The organism is Sorangium sp. So ce362, from assembly GCF_051519845.1.
In the GTDB taxonomy this organism is placed as follows: domain Bacteria; phylum Myxococcota_A; class Polyangia; order Polyangiales; family Polyangiaceae; genus Sorangium.
Genome location: NZ_CP150332.1, coordinates 1,740,508 through 1,757,068, shown reverse-complemented (window position 1 = coordinate 1,757,068; position 16,561 = coordinate 1,740,508). Strand labels below are relative to the sequence as shown.

Annotated in this window: 12 protein-coding genes, 1 pseudogene and 1 riboswitch; of the genes and pseudogenes, 5 read left to right on the top strand and 8 right to left on the bottom strand. The window is 71.8% G+C overall.

Translation table 11 applies throughout. The features are described from left to right. Positions 1-18: 18 nt before the first annotated feature. From WMF17_RS06945 to WMF17_RS06935, 3 genes are read right to left on the bottom strand one after another with little or no spacing between them, the layout of a single operon-like run. The gene (locus WMF17_RS06945) at positions 19-2,178 is read right to left on the bottom strand and encodes a heavy metal translocating P-type ATPase (protein ID WP_437648719.1); all 2,160 of its coding nucleotides are present in this window, start codon (positions 2,176-2,178) and stop codon (positions 19-21) included. Between the two features lie 2 nt (positions 2,179-2,180). Next, positions 2,181-2,765 (bottom strand): hypothetical protein, encoded by a 585-nt coding sequence (locus WMF17_RS06940; RefSeq protein ID WP_437601165.1) that lies wholly within the window; start codon positions 2,763-2,765, stop codon positions 2,181-2,183. A 54-nt stretch (positions 2,766-2,819) separates the two neighbouring features. Continuing rightward, the gene (locus WMF17_RS06935) at positions 2,820-3,080 is read right to left on the bottom strand and encodes a hypothetical protein (protein ID WP_437601164.1); all 261 of its coding nucleotides are present in this window, start codon (positions 3,078-3,080) and stop codon (positions 2,820-2,822) included. A gap of 561 nt (positions 3,081-3,641) precedes the next feature. Here WMF17_RS06935 and tssC point away from each other — a divergent pair. Both tssC and WMF17_RS06925 read left to right on the top strand, forming a co-directional pair. Beyond that, on the top strand, positions 3,642-5,114 hold the full coding sequence (gene tssC, locus WMF17_RS06930; protein WP_437601163.1) for a type VI secretion system contractile sheath large subunit: 1,473 nt from the start codon (positions 3,642-3,644) through the stop codon (positions 5,112-5,114). A gap of 133 nt (positions 5,115-5,247) precedes the next feature. Beyond that, positions 5,248-7,362: a M13 family metallopeptidase gene (locus WMF17_RS06925; protein ID WP_437648718.1), complete on the top strand. Its 2,115-nt coding sequence runs from the start codon at positions 5,248-5,250 to the stop codon at positions 7,360-7,362. A gap of 214 nt (positions 7,363-7,576) precedes the next feature. On the opposite strand, the pseudogene WMF17_RS06920 reads toward WMF17_RS06925, so the two are convergent. Further along, positions 7,577-7,807 (bottom strand): annotated as a pseudogene (locus tag WMF17_RS06920) (helix-turn-helix transcriptional regulator); the annotation flags it as partial. A gap of 740 nt (positions 7,808-8,547) precedes the next feature. Between WMF17_RS06920 and WMF17_RS06915 the strand changes: the two are divergent. Then, positions 8,548-8,694, top strand: a complete 147-nt coding sequence (locus WMF17_RS06915) for an ester cyclase (protein ID WP_437601160.1) — start codon at positions 8,548-8,550, stop codon at positions 8,692-8,694. Positions 8,695-8,736: 42 nt separating this feature from the next. On the opposite strand, the gene ggt is transcribed toward WMF17_RS06915, so the two are convergent. Next, complete coding sequence (gene ggt / locus WMF17_RS06910; RefSeq protein ID WP_437648717.1) at positions 8,737-10,647, bottom strand: gamma-glutamyltransferase; 1,911 nt, start codon at positions 10,645-10,647, stop codon at positions 8,737-8,739. A 224-nt stretch (positions 10,648-10,871) separates the two neighbouring features. Next, positions 10,872-10,986, top strand: a riboswitch (SAM riboswitch). A 36-nt stretch (positions 10,987-11,022) separates the two neighbouring features. Here ggt and WMF17_RS06905 point away from each other — a divergent pair. Beyond that, complete coding sequence (locus tag WMF17_RS06905) at positions 11,023-12,477, top strand: aminotransferase class V-fold PLP-dependent enzyme (protein ID WP_437601158.1); 1,455 nt, start codon at positions 11,023-11,025, stop codon at positions 12,475-12,477. Between the two features lie 156 nt (positions 12,478-12,633). On the opposite strand, the gene WMF17_RS06900 is transcribed toward WMF17_RS06905, so the two are convergent. Continuing rightward, the gene (locus WMF17_RS06900) at positions 12,634-13,656 is read right to left on the bottom strand and encodes a lipoyl protein ligase domain-containing protein (protein WP_437648716.1); all 1,023 of its coding nucleotides are present in this window, start codon (positions 13,654-13,656) and stop codon (positions 12,634-12,636) included. A 108-nt stretch (positions 13,657-13,764) separates the two neighbouring features. Here WMF17_RS06900 and WMF17_RS06895 point away from each other — a divergent pair, with 108 nt between their 5' ends. Then, the gene (locus WMF17_RS06895; RefSeq protein ID WP_437648715.1) at positions 13,765-14,706 is read left to right on the top strand and encodes a serine/threonine-protein kinase; all 942 of its coding nucleotides are present in this window, start codon (positions 13,765-13,767) and stop codon (positions 14,704-14,706) included. 37 nt (positions 14,707-14,743) lie between these two features. On the opposite strand, the gene WMF17_RS06890 is transcribed toward WMF17_RS06895, so the two are convergent. After that, positions 14,744-15,781 (bottom strand): formylglycine-generating enzyme family protein, encoded by a 1,038-nt coding sequence (locus tag WMF17_RS06890; protein ID WP_437648714.1) that lies wholly within the window; start codon positions 15,779-15,781, stop codon positions 14,744-14,746. 245 nt (positions 15,782-16,026) lie between these two features. After that, positions 16,027-16,506, bottom strand: coding sequence for a GNAT family N-acetyltransferase (locus WMF17_RS06885; protein WP_437601154.1), 480 nt, complete (start codon positions 16,504-16,506; stop codon positions 16,027-16,029). Positions 16,507-16,561: the final 55 nt, after the last annotated feature.

Here is a 16,561-nt window from a genome sequence, read left to right as displayed (position 1 = left end):
CCCGCGCGCCGCGCCGGCTCACCGCCGCTCGCCGCCGGCGCCGGCCCTCCTGCGCGGCGCCGCCATGAGCGGACGGAGGCCGTTCACGCAGGCGAGGACCGCGGAGCCGTTGTTCATGAGCGTCGCCGCGACCGGGTTGAGGAACCCGGGGATCGACAGCGCGTACGCGACCGCGTTCACGGCGAGGATCATCGAGAAGTTCTGGTGGATGATGCGCATGGCGGCGCGCGAGATGTCGATCGCCTCGACGAGCTTCGACAGGTCGTCCTCCACGAGCACGACGCCCGCCGTCTCCCGGGCGATCTCCGCGCCCGCGGACACGCTGATGCCGATGTCGGCGTACGAGAGCGCCGGAGAGTCGTTGATGCCGTCCCCCACGACCGCGACCGTACGGCCCTCCTGCGTCAGCCGGCGCGTGATCTCCGCCTTGTCCTCGGGCAGCATCTCCGCGAAGCACCGCGTGATGCCGAGCTCGAGCGAGACCTGCCGCGCCACCTCGCGGCTGTCGCCCGTCAGCATGACGATGTCGTCGATCCCGCGCTCGCGCAGGCTCCGGATGGTCGCGCGGCTCTCGGCCCGGATCGCGTCGCGGCAGGCGAGCGTGGCGACGTGCTGCCCGTCGACGGCGAGGAAGAGGAGCGACTTCGCCGCCGCCTCGAGCGCCCGCTTCGCGCCGGCCTCGGCGCGGCAGGGGATGCCGAGCTCCTCGATGAAGCGCGGGCTGCCGAGCTGCACGTTCTTGCCGGAGACCCTGGCCTGCACGCCCCGGCCGACGAGGTAGCGGGACTCTTCCCGGTCCGGGATCGACAGCCGCCACGCCTCGGCGAGACGGAGCACGGCCTGCGAGACGGGGTGCGTCTGCCGCGCGGACACCGCGGCGGCGAGCGTCGCCGCCTCGCGCTCGGGCAGGGCGCCGTGGACGAGGAAGTCGGTCACCTCGGGGACGCCGGAGGTCAGCGTGCCGGTCTTGTCGAACACCACCGTCGACACCTTCGCGAGCTTCTCGATGTAGGCGCCCCCCTTGATGAGGATCCCGCGCCGCGCCGCGGCGTTCATCGAGGCGAGCACCGTCGTCGGGGCCGAGACGCGCGGGCCGGTGCCGAAGTCGATCGTCAGGATGGCGGACACGCGGCCGAGGTCCCTCGTCGCCGCGAGCACGACCGCCGAGCACGCGAGCGCCGGCGGGACGAGCCGGTTCGCCACGACCTCCGCGTAGTTCTGCGCGCGCGTCTCCAGCGCGGGCGCGTTCTCGATGAGCCGCGCGGTGCTCGCGGCGGTCGTGTCGCCGCCGACCCGCTCGGCGCGGACGTACAGCTTGCCGTCCTTGATCACCGTCGCGGCGAAGCAGCGGTCTCCCGGGCCCTTGAGCACCGGCATCGACTCGCCGGTCAGCGTCTGCTGATCGACGAGCCCCTCGCCGTCCGTGACCGTCCCGTCGACCGGGATCACCGAGCCGGTGTAGACGACGAGGACGTCCCCGACGGCGAGCTCGGCCACCGGGATCTGCACCTTCGCGTCGCCGCGGACCACCCACGCAAAGTCCTGCTGGTACCCGAGCAGGCCGCGGATCGCGCGCCGGGCGCGCGCCTGGGTGAGATCGCGGATGTGGTCGCCGAGCGTGACCAGCCAGATGATCCCGGCCGCGTTGATGGCGTCGCCGGTCGCCACGGCCGAGGCGATCGCCAGGCTGTCGAGCAGGTCGACGTTGAGCTTGCGCTGCCGCACCACCGAGTCCCACGCCCGCCCGAAGATGGGCGCGCACGTCGCGGCGATGAACGGGTACGCGAGCAGCGGCGAGGCGAAGCTGCCGAGCGAGAGGAGCATGCCGGCGCTCGAGAGGTAGAGCGGGCGCTTCGCGAGGGCGGACGCGCGGCGCGCCTTCCTGGCGTCGCGCGCGGCGCGCAGCGCCCCCCGCGGGGCCGGCGCGGCCGAGGCCGCGGCGGCGGCGCGCGCGATGGCGCCGACGTCGACCTGCCGCGGGTCGTGCTCGACGACGGCGCTCGACGCGCCCTCGGCGATGCGCACGGACAGGACCCCCGGCACGGCGGTGAGCCCCGCCTCGAGCAGCGGGCCGAAGGCCGCGTCCCGCCCGAGCCGCGGGAGCCGCAGCCGGACCCTGCCGGAGATCGCGTGGACGACCGAGACCGGCTCGGTCCCGCTCGGCGGAAGCGCTGCCATGGTCACCCCGTCTCGCCGCCGGTGGGCGCGCCCGCGAAGAAGCCCTGGATGCGGGCGTGATTCAGCACCACGAAGGCGTCGACTCCATACTTGATGAGCGTGATCCAGTGGGGCATGCCCGAGGAGCGCCCCATCATCACCTGGAGCACCCCCGAGCCGACGAGGAGCGCCGGCACGAGGAGCTTGAGGTCGACGTGCTGCGGCGGGACGACCTGCGACGCCGAGTTCAGCCGGTCCGCGGCCTTGACCACGAAGCGCGCCGTCCGGCCGGGGCTCGGCGGCTCGACGGGCGCGGCGCAGTGCGACGGCGGGGGCGTGAGGGAATCGAGCGGATGACAGCCGCAGTCCGAGAGCTCCGGGATGAGCGCGAGCTCGGAGAGGACGGCCTCCAGCGCGACATCGGGCTCGTGCTCGACCGTGAGGCTCCCGGCCCACGCGCTCCCCCGCGCGTCGACGACGCTCGGGCAGGCGCGCGCCATCTCCGCGATCTCCGCCGCCCTCGACGGATCCCTGCGCAGCGCGGGGACGCCGAGGCGGACGCGCCCTGGAACCCTGTGAATGATGAAGACCCCTCGATCGCTCGGCATGGCTCACCTCCCGGTCCCGGCCGGCGAGGCCGGGTCACCGGAACACCCCTCTCGTCAGCTCGCGGGCGGCTCCATCCCGTCGTGCGCGGACGCCTGCGCGCCGCCGGTGCCGGCGCGCTGCTCTTGCCGGGCCACCTCCTCCTTCACCTCGGCGATGAGGTCGGCGAGCCGCTCCTTGCCCTCGCCGAGCGCGCCCTTGACGGCGGCGGCGGCGACGAAGCCGAGCCGCATGGCCCTCTTGACGGTCGGACGGGTGATCCTTGTCAAGCTGGCGAGTCCCACGCCGATGATGATGCCAAACCCGACGCGTACCATCGCCCCTCCTCTCCTCGAAATTCACGACCGGCGGCGCGCGACGGCGCGCCGATGGAAGACAGAGAATTCGAACCACAGAGGCACAGAGGAGAGAGAGAGAGAGAGAGAGACAGAAGATGCGCCCCGCCCCTCCGTGCCTATGCCGCTGATTTCACTGAGTTTTTTGCCGTTCGGGGCGCTAGCGACGCGCGGTGTCGGCGCTGCGCAGCCACGACCAGGACGGGCGCCGTCGCGGAGGCGGCGGCCCCGGATCCGGGAATGTGGGAGGGCACCTTCGCGCGAGAACCCCTGCTTCCGCGACTTCCTTGAGAGCACCCACAAATGATTTGTAACACTGTAGTCGCTCGATCGCCATGTACATTTCATGTCCACTCGACACCTGACTTGCGTGCTGACGGAGCGTTCTGCACCGTTCCGCGCGGGCGTCCGAGGGGCGCGGCTCCGTCACGTCGTCAACGTCGATGCGCGATCGGGGCGCGGGGCGTGCCCGGGACCGCGCCGCGCGCGGGCGCCGGCTGTCCATCGCTTCCAGCCGGCGAGCGACCGTGGTAATTTGTGGACATGCAAGCGGGGCAGCACGAAGAGCCGGCGAAGGAGAGCAGCGGCTCTCTCCTCGCGGAGCTCCTGGCGGAGACGAGGATCTCCCCGGCCAACGAGGCGTACCGGGACATGAAGCGCGGCGTGAAGGCCGCGCTGGACAAGGTGGCCGGCCGGCCCGACACCGGCGCGGCGCTCGACAATGCGCTGATCGACCTGTGGATCGCGGAGATCGACCAGCGGCTGTCGCGCCAGATCGACGAGATCCTGCACCACCCGGTGTTCCAGCGGCTGGAGGCCGCGTGGCGCGGCCTCAAGTTCGCGGTCGATCACATCGAGTTCCGCGAGAACATCCGGGTCGAGGTCCTCAACTGCTCGAAGGACGACCTGCTCGCGGATTTCGAGGACTCGTCCGAGCTCGTGAGGAGCGGCCTTTACAAGATCGTCTATTCGTCCGAGTTCGGCTCCTTCGGCGGCAAGCCGTTCGCGGCCGTCGTCTCGAACTACGAGTTCGGCCCCGGGCCCCAGGACATCGCGCTCCTCCAGAAGTGCGCGGCGGTGGCGACGATGGCGCACGCGCCCTTCCTGGCCGTCGCGGGCCCGCAGTTCTTCGGGCTGACGGACTACCGGAAGGTGCCGCACCTCGGCGACATCAAGGCGCTCTTCGAGGGGCCGCAGTACATGAAGTACACAGCGTTCCGCGAGTCCGAGGACGCCCGCTACGTGGGCCTGCTCCTCCCCCGCTTCCTCCTGCGCCTGCCCTACGGGGCGAGCACCGTCCCGGTCAGGGCGTTCTCCTACGAGGAGGACGTCGTCGGCAACCACGCGGCGTACTCCTGGGGCGCCCCCACCTACGCGATGGCGACGCGGCTCGCCGAGAGCTTCGCGCGCCACCGCTGGTGTCTGCACATCATCGGTCCGCAGTCAGGCGGCACGGTCGAGGGGTTCACGCTCCACGAGTACGAGGCGCTGGGCGCGATCCAGACGAAGATCCCGACCGAGATCATGCTGACCGAGCGCCGCGAGTTCGAGCTCAGCGAGGAGGGCTTCATCGGGCTCACGTTCCGCAAGGACACGGACAACGCCTGCTTCTTCTCCGCGAACTCGGTGCAGAAGCCCAAGTACTTCGGGCAGAGCGACGAGGGGCGCGCCGCGGAGATCAACTACCGGCTCGGCACGCAGCTGCCTTATGTGTTCCTCGTCAGCCGGCTCGCCCACTACCTCAAGGTGATGCAGCGGGAGCAGATCGGTACGTGGAAGGAGCGCGGCGACCTCGAGCGCGAGCTGAACGGCTGGCTGAGCGGGTATGTCGCGGACATGGATGTCGTGTCGCCCGCCGTGCGCTCGCGCAGGCCGCTCCGCAAGGCGCGGACCCTGGTGAGCGAGGTGGAGGGGAGCGCGGGCTGGTACCGGGTGCACCTCGAGGTGCGCCCGCACCTCAAGTACATGGGGGCCTACTTCACCCTGAGCCTGATGGGGAAGCTCGACCGCGAGTGAGGCCGGCCGCGCGTTCCGGGCGAAAGAGAAGGCGGCAAAGGCGGCGAAGTTGAAGGCCGGTCGACATCGCTGGCTGATCCGCGCGGCCGACGGTCCCTGTCCGCGCGGCCGGCGGTCCGTGGTAGAGCGCCGCATGCGCACGCAACGACCGCTCGCAGCTCCCCTCGCGATCACCCTGGCCCTCTCTGCGCTGCCGGCCTGCGGCCCGGCCGCGGGCCCGCCGCCGGCGCCCCCCTCCGCCGCGGTCAGGACGGCGGCGCCGCCGGGGCCGCAGGGCCTCCCCGTGGTCGAGACGAAGCTCGCGAACGTCGGGCTCGACGAGGCCGCGCTCGACCGCTCGGCGAGCCCCTGCGAGGACTTCTATCAGTTCGCCTGCGGCGGATGGCTGGCCAAGGCGGAGATCCCGGGCGACGAAGCCTACTGGATGCGGAGCTTCAACGAGATCGAGCGGCGCAACGAGGCGGAGCTCCGGCGCATCCTCGAGGAGGCCGCGCAGGCCGGCGACCGGGATCCGGTGAGCAAGAAGATCGGGGCCTACTACGGCTCGTGCATGGACGAGGCCGCGGTCGAGGCCGCCGGCGCGAAGCCCATCGCGGATCTCCTCGCGAAGGCGCGGCGGGTGCGCGACCCGAAGGGCGTCGGGGCGCTCGTCACCGAGCTCCACAGCCGCCGTATCTGGGCGCTCTTCGACATCGCCTCTGCGCAGGACATGAAGGACGCGACGCGCGTCATCGCCCAGCTCGACCAGAACGGGCTCGGCCTGCCGGACCGCGACTACTACGTCAACGAGGACGACAAATCGAAGGCCATCCGCAAGACCTACGAGGAGCACGTCGCGCGCATGATGCGGCTCGCCGGGACGCAGGAGGCCGCGGCGAAGGCGGCGGCGCTCGACGTGATGCAGATCGAGACCGAGCTCGCGAAGGCGTCGAAGACGCGGGTCGAGCGGCGGGACCCGAAGGGCCTGTACAACAAGCTGGACCGGGCGGCGCTCGCGAAGGCAGCGCCGGAGTTCCCCTGGGACGCGTACTTCCAGGGGCTCGGCCGCCCGGACGTCAAGGAGGTGAACGTGACCTCGGTCCGGTTCTTCGAGGGCCTCTCGCGGCTGCTCAGATCGGCGAAGCCCGCCGCGTGGCAGAACTACCTGGCGTGGCACGTGGTGCGCTCCAGCGCGCCCGTGCTGCCCAAGGCGTTCGTCGACGAGAGCTTCACGATGCAATCGGCGCTGACCGGGCAAAAGGAGGTCCGGCCGCGCTGGAAGCGCTGCGTGGACGCGACCGACAACGCGCTCGGCGAGCTGCTCGCGCAGCCGTTCGTCAAGACGAGCTTCCCCGGCGAGAGCAAGCCCGCGGCCGAGGCGATGGTGCGCGAGGTCAGCGACGCGTTCGCGCGCGAGGTGCGGGCGCTCGACTGGATGGATGAGGGCACGCGGCAGCGCGCCCTCGTCAAGCTCGGCGCGATGGCGTACCTCATCGGGTATCCCGACAAGTGGCGGACGTACGATTTCGAGGTCGATCCTGGGTCGTACGCGAAGAACGCGCTCGCGGCGCGCGCCTTCCACACGCGGTGGGATCTCGGGAAGATCGACAAGCCGGTCGATCGCGACGAGTGGCAGATGAGCCCGCCCTCCGTGAACGCCTATTACGATCCGCAGCGCAACCACATGGTCTTCCCCGCCGGCATCCTGCAGCCGCCGTTCTACAGCGTGACGTCGGGCGTGGCGGTGAACCTCGGCGGCATCGGTATGGTGGTCGGGCACGAGCTCACGCACGGGTTCGACGACGAGGGCTCGCAGTTCGACCAGAAGGGCAACCTGGAGGACTGGTGGTCGAAGGAGGTCGCGGCGGCGTTCAAGGCGAAGACCGGCTGCGTCGAGGCGCAGTACTCGGCCTACGAGGCGCTGCCGGGGTTGAAGCTGAACGGCAAGCTGACGCTGGGCGAGAACATCGCGGATCTCGGGGGGCTGAAGCTCGCGTTCATGGCGTACCGCACGATGCGCAAGGGCGCGGCGGAGCAGACGGTCGCCGGCGGCTTCACGGAAGATCAGCAGTTCTTCCTGGCGCACGGGCAGGCCTGGTGCGGCAAGATGCGCGACGAGGCGCTCCGGCTCATGGTGCAGGTGAACCCGCACTCCCCGCCGCGCTTCCGCGTGAACGGGCCGGTCGCGAACCTCCCGGAGTTCGGCGAGGCCTTCAAGTGCGCGTCCGGCACGCCGATGCGACCGGCCAAGACGTGCGCGGTCTGGTAACCGCGCGCGGCGTTCTTGGTTAGCCCCCCGCCGGTGGTGGGGTCATTGGAACATGAAGGCGGGAAGGTGGGAAGAAATCATCAATGATCTTCCCGCCTTCCCGCCTTCCTGTGACATCTCCCTGGGCCAATGCCCCCACCACCCCGGCCTCCCTTCCCTGCGCGCTCACGTCGCCGCCGCCGCGGGCGCCCCCGCCCCGCTTCGCCGGAACGAGGCCGGGGCCACCCCCCCGGTTGCGCTTGAAGGCCCGGCGGAAGGCGAACTCCGATTCGTACCCCACCCGGCGCGCCACCTCGGCCAGGGAGGCCTCGCCCTGGAGCAGGATCCGCGACGCCAGCCCCATGCGCCAGCGGGTCAGGTAAGCGAGCGGCGGCTCGCCCAGCTCGGCCGTGAAGCGGCGGGCGAACGCCGCGCGCGACAGCCCCGCCTCCCGCGCCAGCGACTTCCTGGTCCTCGCCAGCACGGGAACGGTCGGAAAGCTCGCCGTGTTGAGCCCCGACAGGTACGAGGAGCAGCTCGTGTCGAGGTTGAGGATCGTCGCCTGCTTCGCGCCGACGCGGTGCTGGATCGCGGGACCGATGCCGGGCCAGAACGTGTCCGAGAAGATGCACGAGCAGACGATGAGATCGAGGGTCTCGGGACGGACTCCGGTCTTCTCCAGGAGCCGCTCGACGGCGCGCACGCCGAGGTCCTCGGAGAGGTAATCCGGCGACGCGAACCTCCGCTCGTTGACACCGCTGAAGAACGCGTTGTCCGCCAGAGCGTCCTGCCCGCTCGCCTCGGGCGGCTCGTTCACGACCGTGCGCTCGGGCATGAAGCTGGCGACATCGATGATCTGCGCCTTCATAGAGGACATCCCGGGCGGAAGCAGGATTTCAATAGATCGTGATGAATCGTTCAATTGCTGCCGCCGCAGCACCCCTACGGATCGCCTGCTGCTGCGCCAGCAGCCATTCCGGACGGCGGCCCCCGGTGAATGGCTGATGCGACGGCCGCAGGACGAGCGCCTCGATGGGGCAGGCCGCGGGGCGGACGTGCCGAGAGGTGGGCGAGCTGAGCGCTGGCGTGCTCATTGCCGATCGGCACGGCCCGGCTGTCGGCGACGTGAACCGCCGAACCACCCGGGAAAGAAGGGGCCAGCATGGCGAACAGGGGTGCCGTTGATCCGACCGAGCCGGCCCCTTCATGGGGGTGGCGCCGAGCGGGAAGGAGATCAGCATCCCGTGCCACGATTTTCATGCGCTGCGGGACGGCCGGATCGCGCGGACATGGCACCTCGAGGACTGGTTCACCGCGTTCGCGCAGATCGGCGCCTGGCCGCCGGCGCGGTGAGCTCACCCCTCCTCGAGCTCCAGGGACGCGAGCGCGCCGCGCCTACCGCTCCTGCTCGACCATCGCGCTCCCACCGTGGCGTCGGACCGGCTCGGCGACCGCGGTCACGGTGCCGTCGCCGTTGAAGCGGAGGGCGGTGGCCGCGCCGATCTCGCCTCCCAGCGTGGCCGCGTCGGAGAGGACGTGGCCCATGGAGGTGAGCCCCTCGGCCTCGGGGGCGCTCAGAAACGCCGTCTCCGCGTCGGTCGATCCGTCGCCGGAGTTGCGCTGCGAGACGCGCGGCGCCGCGAGCGCCTCGTCGATGGGGAGGCCCAGGTCGATGGTGTTGACCAGGATCTGCAGCACCGTGGTGATGATCGTGGCCCCGCCCGGCGAGCCCAGCGCGAGCTCGGGCTTGCCGTCCTTGAAGACGAGCGTCGGGCTCATGCTGCTGCGCGGGCGCTTGCCCGGCTCGAGCACGTTGGGGTGCGGCGCGCTCGGGTCGGGCAGGAGGGTGAAGTCGGTGAGCTCGTTGTTCAGCAAGAAACCGTGGCCGGGGACGACGATGCCATTGCCGCCCTCGTCCTCGATGGTGCAGGTATAGGACACGATGTTCCCGGCGGCGTCGCTGACCGAGATGTGGGTCGTCTCGTTGTCGTGGGCGTCGTTCGCGCCGGCGCGCCGGCCCGTCGCCTTCCTGGCGCGGGCCGGCGCGGGGCTCGGATCGCGCTGGAACGCATACGGGTCGCCCGGCGCCGCCGCGGCGGCCGGGGCCTGGAGGAGGTCGAGCAGGGCGCGCCGCGAATCGGCGTAGTCCTTCGAGAGCAGCCCCTTGACGGGGACGTCCACGAACTCGGGATCGCCGAGCAAGGCGCCTCGATCGGCGAAGGCGAGCCGGGAGGCGCCGAGGTAGCGGTGGAGCACCTCGACCGGCGTGAGGGTGGCCGTGTCGTAGCCCTCGAGGAGGTTCAACGCCTCCGCGACGGTGATCCCGCCGCTGCTCGGGAGGCCGATGCCGTAGAGGGTACGATCCCGGTACGTGGTCGAGAGCGCCGGGCGCACGCGGGTCTCGTAGTCCCGGAGGTCGGAGAGCTCGAGCACGCCGGCGCGGACGTTCAGCGCGCTCCCGGGCTCGACCGGAGGCGCCTTGACCGCGGCGACGATGGCCGCGGCGACCTGTCCTTCATAGAACGCCTTCTCTCCTCCCGCGGCGATGAGGCGGTAGGTGCTGGCCAGGTCCGGGTTCCGGAAGATCGTGCCGACGGGCCACGGCTGGCCGTCAGGCCCCAGGAAGAGCGCCCTGGTGCTCGTGATCGCCTGGAAGCGCGCCAGGTTCCGGCGGGTCTGCTCGAAGAAGGTCGGGTCGACGTCGAACCCCGCTTCCGCGACCTGGATGGCCCGCTGGAGCACGTCCCCGAGCCCGAGGGTTCCATAACGGCGGAGCGCGTCGCTCCAGCCCCGCACGGTGCCGGGCACGCCCACCGAGAGGCCGCTGGTGACGAGCTCGGGGAACGCCACCGGGACGCCGTCTTCGTAGTAGGACCCCGCCTCGAGCCGCGACGGCGCCGTCTCGCGGTGATCGAGGGCGATCACCTTGTCCCCGCTGGCCAGGTAGATGAGCATGAAGCCGCCGCCGCCGATGCCGCAGGAGAACGGATCGGTCACGCCGAGCACGCCCGCCGCGGCGACCGCGGCGTCGACGGCGTTGCCGCCTCGCTTCAGGACCTCGATGGCGGCCAGCGAGCCGCGGAGATCGACCGTCGCCGCCGCGCCCCGCTGCCCGGTGGCCGTCGGCGTGATCGTCGGGAGCTGGGCGAACAGGTCGTCGCCGGCGCCGCCCCCGGAGGCGTCCGGCACCGCGCCCGCGTCGTCCGGCGCGGCGCCGCCGGTGCCCAGCGGAGCGACCTTCTCGTTCACGCTGCAGGAGGCGCACAGGAAGAAGAGGAGACCGAGGGCGGGCGTGGTTGTCTTCATGGGTTCTCTCGGGAAGCGCTGCAGGGTGCAGGGCACACGGGCGCCTTCTGCCTCGTCCGGCAAGAGCGGCCGTGAGGGTCCTGTCCAGGAGCGGCGATGGGCAGCATCGCCGTACCGTGGAACATCACGATGCAACCGCCGTACCGGCGCCCGCAGCCGGGCGAGCCGCTGCGCTGTCGCGCAGGCCCTTGCCACGAGGCAGCCATCGAGGTACTGTATGCGCAGGTCATGAGCGCCAGCGCGTAGCCCCGGCTCGCTGGCCGACAACCCTCCGAACCGCGGTGGGGTGTCCCGGGTGACGACCTGGCCGGCCGCATGAGCGGCTGGCAAGCGCGGACTCTGGTCGCCCGGAGTCTCCTGGACTCGTGAGGTGATATGTCGATCGCTCCCGTCGTGGATTGGCGTCCTGCTGCGGCCGTGCCGGCGCCGCCCGCAATCGGCGCTCTCCCTTTACCCGTCGTCGGTGCGGACCTCACCGTGCCGCTCGTCACCGGAGCGCAGGTGGGTTACGTGAACCTCGATTACGCGGCGAGCGCCCCGTGCCTCCGCGCGGTGCTCGATGCGGTCACAACGCTGTTGCCCTGGTACAGCAGCGTGCATCGCGGCGCGGGGTTCGCGTCCACGGTCACGACCGAGCTCCATGCCGCCGCTCGCCGGGAGGTGGGCGAGTTCGTCGGAGCGCGCGCCGGAGATACGGTGGTGTTCACGAGGAACACGACCGATGCGCTCAACCTGCTCGCCGCGGCGCTGCCCGAGGACACCACGGTGGTGACCTTCGCCTCGGAGCACCACGCGAATCAGCTGCCGTGGCGGCGTGGCCGGTCCATTGTCCTGCCGGTGCCCGCGAGCGCGGACGAGGCGATCGCGCGGGCCGACGACGCCCTGCGCGGCGTGTCCTCGCGCCACGGGCTGCTCGCCGTGACGGGGGCGAGCAATGTCACGGGCGAGCTGTGGCCGCTCTCGGAGCTCGCCGCTGTGGCCCATCGCCGCGGGGCGCGGGTGGCCGTGGATGCGGCCCAGCTCGCGCCCCACCGCGCGATCGATCTCGACGCGATCGGGGCCGACTACCTCGCGCTGTCCGGTCACAAGCTCTATGCCCCCTTCGGCGGCGGCGTGCTGGTCGGTCGCGGGGACTGGCTCGACGCCGCGCGCCCTTACCTCGCCGGCGGGGGCGCCGTCCGGCGCGTCACGCTCGATGGTGTCGAATGGGCGAGCGGCGCGCCGCGCCACGAGGCCGGCACCCCCAACGTCGTTGGCGCGGTGTCGCTGGCCGCGGCTTGCCGTGCGCTCGGCGAGGTCGGCATGTCCGCCGTGGCGGCGCACGAGGCGAGGCTGCTCGACCGGGTCACGCGCGGCCTCCGCGCCGTGCCGGGCGTCGAGCAGCTCGCGATGTGGGGCCCGGCGAGCCCGCGCATCGGCGTCGTGACGTTCAATGTGCGGGGCTTCCATCCCGGCGTGCTCGCCGCGGCGCTGAGCGCCGAGCACGGCATCGGCGTCCGCGACGGCTCGTTCTGCGCGCACCCGCTCATGAGCGCGCTCGCCGGAGCTCACGCCCAGGAGGGGTCGGGAGGCGCGGCGGTGCCCGGCGCGGTGCGCGTGAGCTTCGGCGTCGGCACCAGCGTGGCGGACATCGATCGATTCCTCGGCGCGATCACCGATCTCATCGACCGGGGTCCCCGCTGGCGCTATCGCCTCGACGGAGGGCGGCACGTTCCCGAGCCGGATCCGCGCCCCCGCCCTGCGCTGGCCGGCCTCCTCGCCGGGGGCGCGACCGGCGCACTGCATGGGCTCCTGGCGAGCGATCTCGCGCCGTGCCAGGCGCTGGCCTGAGGCGCGCGGCCTGCGCAGCAGCAGCAGACTGCGCAGCAGCAGACTGCGCAGCAGCAGACTGCGCAGCAGCAGACTGCGCAGCAGCAGACTGCGCAGCAGCAGACTGCGCAGCAGCAGACTGCGCAGCAGCAGACTGCGCAGCTCGACGTCAGCTGCTCAGCCCTCCTCGACGTCGTGGGCGACGCGCGGGGGGCGTGCTCCGCCGTCGCGCTCCGCCGAGAGCGCGCGCTGCGCGAGCGCGCGCAGATCCGAGAGGCTGGCCCCCTCCAGCGGCAACGTCCCGGCATCCGGGGGCGCAGGGGCCGCGCCCCGGCCGAGATCCTCCAGGAGCCAGCGCGCCGCGAGGACATCGCCGCCGAGCCACGCGCGCGCCGGCGCCTCGCCGAGCGCCGCGGCCTCGATCCAGCCGATCGGCACACGTGCGAGCACCGCGTCGCCGGCGCCCGGCGGCGCCGGGTCGTCGGGCGCGGTGATGGCCTGGAAGCGCTCGGCGGCAAGCTCCGGCGCCTCTCCGCCATCGACCAGCGGGAGCGCCGCGCGGAGCGCGACCGCCTCGACGACGGCGCGCGCGAGCGCCTCGAGCGAGACGCGCGCCGGGAGGACCTCGGAGAGCGCCGCCGGCGCCTTGCCCAGCCAGCGATCGACGGCACGCTCGTCCGGGGCCGCGAGCTCCGCGGGGATCGCGAGGGGCGCGTCGTGGCCTGCGAAGACCTCGATGAGGACCGCGCCGTCCCGCGTGGCGTCGATGCCGAGCAGCGCGGCGGGGCGGTGCTGCAGCGAGATCCACTCGCGCCCGCCGTAGAGCGCCGGCGCGCCGGCGCGGGCGAAGCCCTTGAGGAAGCCGCGCACGTTGCGGTTCAAGAGCGTCCGGGTGGTGGCGTCGGGCGCGAGCGCGGCCACGTGCGGCAACGCCAGGGTCCAGAGGACGCCGCGCCCGCCGAGGAAGGCCGCGGTGCCGGTCGTGGAGCGCCGCAGGACCTTCGCGCCGCGCGCAGCGCAGGCCGCGAGGTCGACAACGCGCGCGGCGCGCTGGACCGCCCCGAGCACCACGGCGGGGCCCTCGACGAGGCTGGCGGCGATCCACGGCGCCTCGGGGGCCGAGCGGGCACGCGCGAGCAGGGCCGGGCCGAGCGCGAGCGCGTCCGCGAGAGGGCGGTGGGCAGGCGGGAGGGAGCGCATGGCAGCCATCATGTAGTCTCCTCGGCACCGAGCGGCGTCTGCTCGACTCGGCCGGAGCGCCCGCCCAGACGAGACCCCGCGGGGCGATGCCAGTGATACCATCGTCCCATGGTGACCGAAGAGGAGCTCGCAGAGCAGCGCGTCGGCAGGCGGATCGGCCCATGGGCGGTGGAGAGCGTCCTCGGGGTCGGCGGCATGGCGAGCGTCTTCTTCTGCCGCCGCGCCGACGGGTGCGTGGCGGCGGTCAAGGTCCTGCACGCCGACCTCGCCGGCATCGACGAGGTGCGCAAGCGGTTCCTGCGCGAGGGGCCGATCGGGAACGCGCTGGCCGCCGTCGCGCCGCTCTGCGATGGGTTCCCCCAGGTGCTGGAGTCCGGGGCCACCGACGACGGCGCGGTCTACATGGCCATGGAGGTGCTCGAGGGAGAGACGGTGTTCGACCGCATGGTACGGCACGGGACGCTCCCTGTCGGCCAGGTGATCGCGCTCGCCGAGCGGGTCCTCGACGTGCTGACCGTGGCGCACGACCACGGCATCGTTCACCGCGATCTCAAGCCCGAGAACCTGCACATCGGCAACGACGGGCGCGTGCGGGTGCTCGATTTCGGCCTCGCGCGCGTCCTCGACCCGCTGCTCGATGACGTCGCCGGCGTGCCGGAGATGACGAAGACCAGCACGGGCGTGTCGATCGGCACCGACGACTACATGGCGCCCGAGCAGGCCCTGGGCCTCATCCGCGAGATCGACGGCCGGACCGACCTGTTCGGCCTTGGCGCGACGATGTTCCGCCTGCTCGCGGGCCGCACCATCCACGGCAACCTGAGCGACGCGCACCTGCTCATCGCCGTCTCCACCGAGAAGGCGCCGCCCCTCGCGCAGCACGCCCCCACGGCGCCGCCGGGGCTGTGCGCCGTCGTCGATCGCGCCCTCGCCTTCCTCAAGCAGGAGCGGTATCCCGACGCGAGGATGATGCGCGCCGACCTCGCCGCGGTGCGCGCGGGCCGCGAGCCGCCTTATGCGACGGCCGCCGCGAGGGCGCGGGGCCAGTAGCGCTTCGCCCGCAGAAGCTCGACGCGTACGTGCTCGCTCACGGCTCCCGCGCGCACCGGACCCCGATGCCGATCGCGCGGTTCGCCGGGGGGCGGTAGTCGCGGGTGGAGAGGTGCAGCGCCTCCGCGGCGCTGCGCCAGCCGCCGCCTCGCATCACGCGCTCCGTGCCGCCCGTCGTGACGGCGCAGTCCACGCAGTCGGGCGGGTAATCTCCATACCAATCCAGCGTCCACTCCCACACGCTCCCCGACAGGTCCGATTGTTTGAACAGCCCGTCTCCCTGCGGTGACTTCGATCCGACCGGCAGGACGTCCTCGATCACGCACCCCTCCACATCGCTGCCATTGCAGGCATACACCGCGTGGTCCCGATCGAGGGTCTCATCGTCCGCCGAGGCGGACCACGGATACGGACGCTGCTCGGCGCCGCCGGCCGCCGCGTACCCCAGCTCCGCCTCCGTCGGCAGTCGACCGCCGTCCCACGCGCAGAACGCAAACGCCATGTACCAGCTCACGCAGTTCATCGCGAAGCGCTCGTTCGCGCCGGGCTCATCCGTCCACACCCACGCCGTGCCCTCCGAATCGCAGAACAGACCTTTCACGAGCTCGGCATGGTCCGGCGGCAGGCGTTCGTCCCACGCCGCATCCCACCCGCTGTCCGTGATCCGCGGATGCGCGCCGGCGCCCGCTGCTGGCCGGCTCCCGGGATACGCCTCCACGAACGCCCGGAACCGCCCCAGCGTGACCTCGAACCGGTCCAGCCGAAAGTCGCTCACCGTGGTCGGGAAAGCCGGGTCGTTGCTCCGGGCGAACGTCCCCCCCGTCACCAGCTCGCTCGCGCAGCAGCTCTCGTCTCCCGCCGGCCCGCACGTCGTGGGCAGCCCAGCGCAGCGACTGCCGCTCTCCACGCCACCGCTTCCGCCGCCACCGCCACCAGCGCCACCAGCGCCACCAGCGCCACCAGCGCCCTGTTCCTCTATCGGATGATAGGGCTTGTCCAGCCCGGCGATCGTCGTGCACCCGACGCCCGGCAGGCACAGCGCCGCCCACAGCCATCGCGCAGATCTCTTCCTCATGCTCCTTCCTGCCTTACCGAGTCGACAGAGCGGAATCAACAGAAAGGAGCGGAGACGACATGAGGGAATGAACAAGGTCACTCTGTCTCCCCCGCCTTCGCGCCCGCCTTCCCACCTTCCCGCATTCCTGCTCGATGCCTATTTCACCCCGCAGATCGTGCAGCCGTGGACTCCATCGATGTAGAGCGCATCGAACTCTGAAGCCTGCTTTTTGACCAGAGCGACCATGCCCCTTGGCCCGGACCTCAGCCGAGGTGCTTTCTCATGCTCAGGCTCGTGACCCGGTAGCCGAGCGACTCGTAGAGCCGACGCGCCCGCGTGTTCTGCGCGAAGACGTGGAGCTCGATATCCCGCGCGCCCAGGCCGCGGGCGGCCTCCTCGGCGAGCACCATGACCCGGCGCCCGAGGCCCCGGCCGCGGGCGTCTTCACGCAGGTGGATATCGTAGATGAACGCGCTTCGAAACCCGTCCACGTGGGTCACCCCGATCCAGAGATGACCGACCGCAGCATTCCCCTCCAGGACCGAATAGAGGTGGTGGTCGGGGGTGGCGAGCCCCTGCGGCAAGAGCGCCTCCACCTGGGAGCGCGCGTTGCGCTGCGCGTCCTCCGTCCGTGCGTCCATGGCGCTCGCGCGCTCGTCCGCATACGAGCAGACCACGAGCTCGACGAACGCATCGAGCTCGGTGACATCGATCGACCGCAAGGCGACGGGCAGCTCAGGCATGCCGCCAGCTTACCACCTGAAGACACCTCGGTTCCACCGCCCCCGGCCGGAGCAG

Excerpts from the sequence above, each read along its gene's own strand:
- WMF17_RS06945 (WP_437648719.1), bottom strand. The coding sequence starts at position 2,178 with ATGGCAGCGCTTCCGCCGAGCGGGACCGAGCCGGTCTCGGTCGTCCAC.
- WMF17_RS06940 (WP_437601165.1), bottom strand. The coding sequence starts at position 2,765 with ATGCCGAGCGATCGAGGGGTCTTCATCATTCACAGGGTTCCAGGGCGC.
- WMF17_RS06935 (WP_437601164.1), bottom strand. The coding sequence starts at position 3,080 with ATGGTACGCGTCGGGTTTGGCATCATCATCGGCGTGGGACTCGCCAGC.
- tssC (WP_437601163.1), top strand. The coding sequence starts at position 3,642 with ATGCAAGCGGGGCAGCACGAAGAGCCGGCGAAGGAGAGCAGCGGCTCT.
- WMF17_RS06925 (WP_437648718.1), top strand. The coding sequence starts at position 5,248 with ATGCGCACGCAACGACCGCTCGCAGCTCCCCTCGCGATCACCCTGGCC.
- WMF17_RS06915 (WP_437601160.1), top strand. The coding sequence starts at position 8,548 with ATGGGGGTGGCGCCGAGCGGGAAGGAGATCAGCATCCCGTGCCACGAT.
- ggt (WP_437648717.1), bottom strand. The coding sequence starts at position 10,647 with ATGAAGACAACCACGCCCGCCCTCGGTCTCCTCTTCTTCCTGTGCGCC.
- WMF17_RS06905 (WP_437601158.1), top strand. The coding sequence starts at position 11,023 with ATGTCGATCGCTCCCGTCGTGGATTGGCGTCCTGCTGCGGCCGTGCCG.
- WMF17_RS06900 (WP_437648716.1), bottom strand. The coding sequence starts at position 13,656 with ATGCGCTCCCTCCCGCCTGCCCACCGCCCTCTCGCGGACGCGCTCGCG.
- WMF17_RS06895 (WP_437648715.1), top strand. The coding sequence starts at position 13,765 with ATGGTGACCGAAGAGGAGCTCGCAGAGCAGCGCGTCGGCAGGCGGATC.
- WMF17_RS06890 (WP_437648714.1), bottom strand. The coding sequence starts at position 15,781 with ATGAGGAAGAGATCTGCGCGATGGCTGTGGGCGGCGCTGTGCCTGCCG.
- WMF17_RS06885 (WP_437601154.1), bottom strand. The coding sequence starts at position 16,506 with ATGCCTGAGCTGCCCGTCGCCTTGCGGTCGATCGATGTCACCGAGCTC.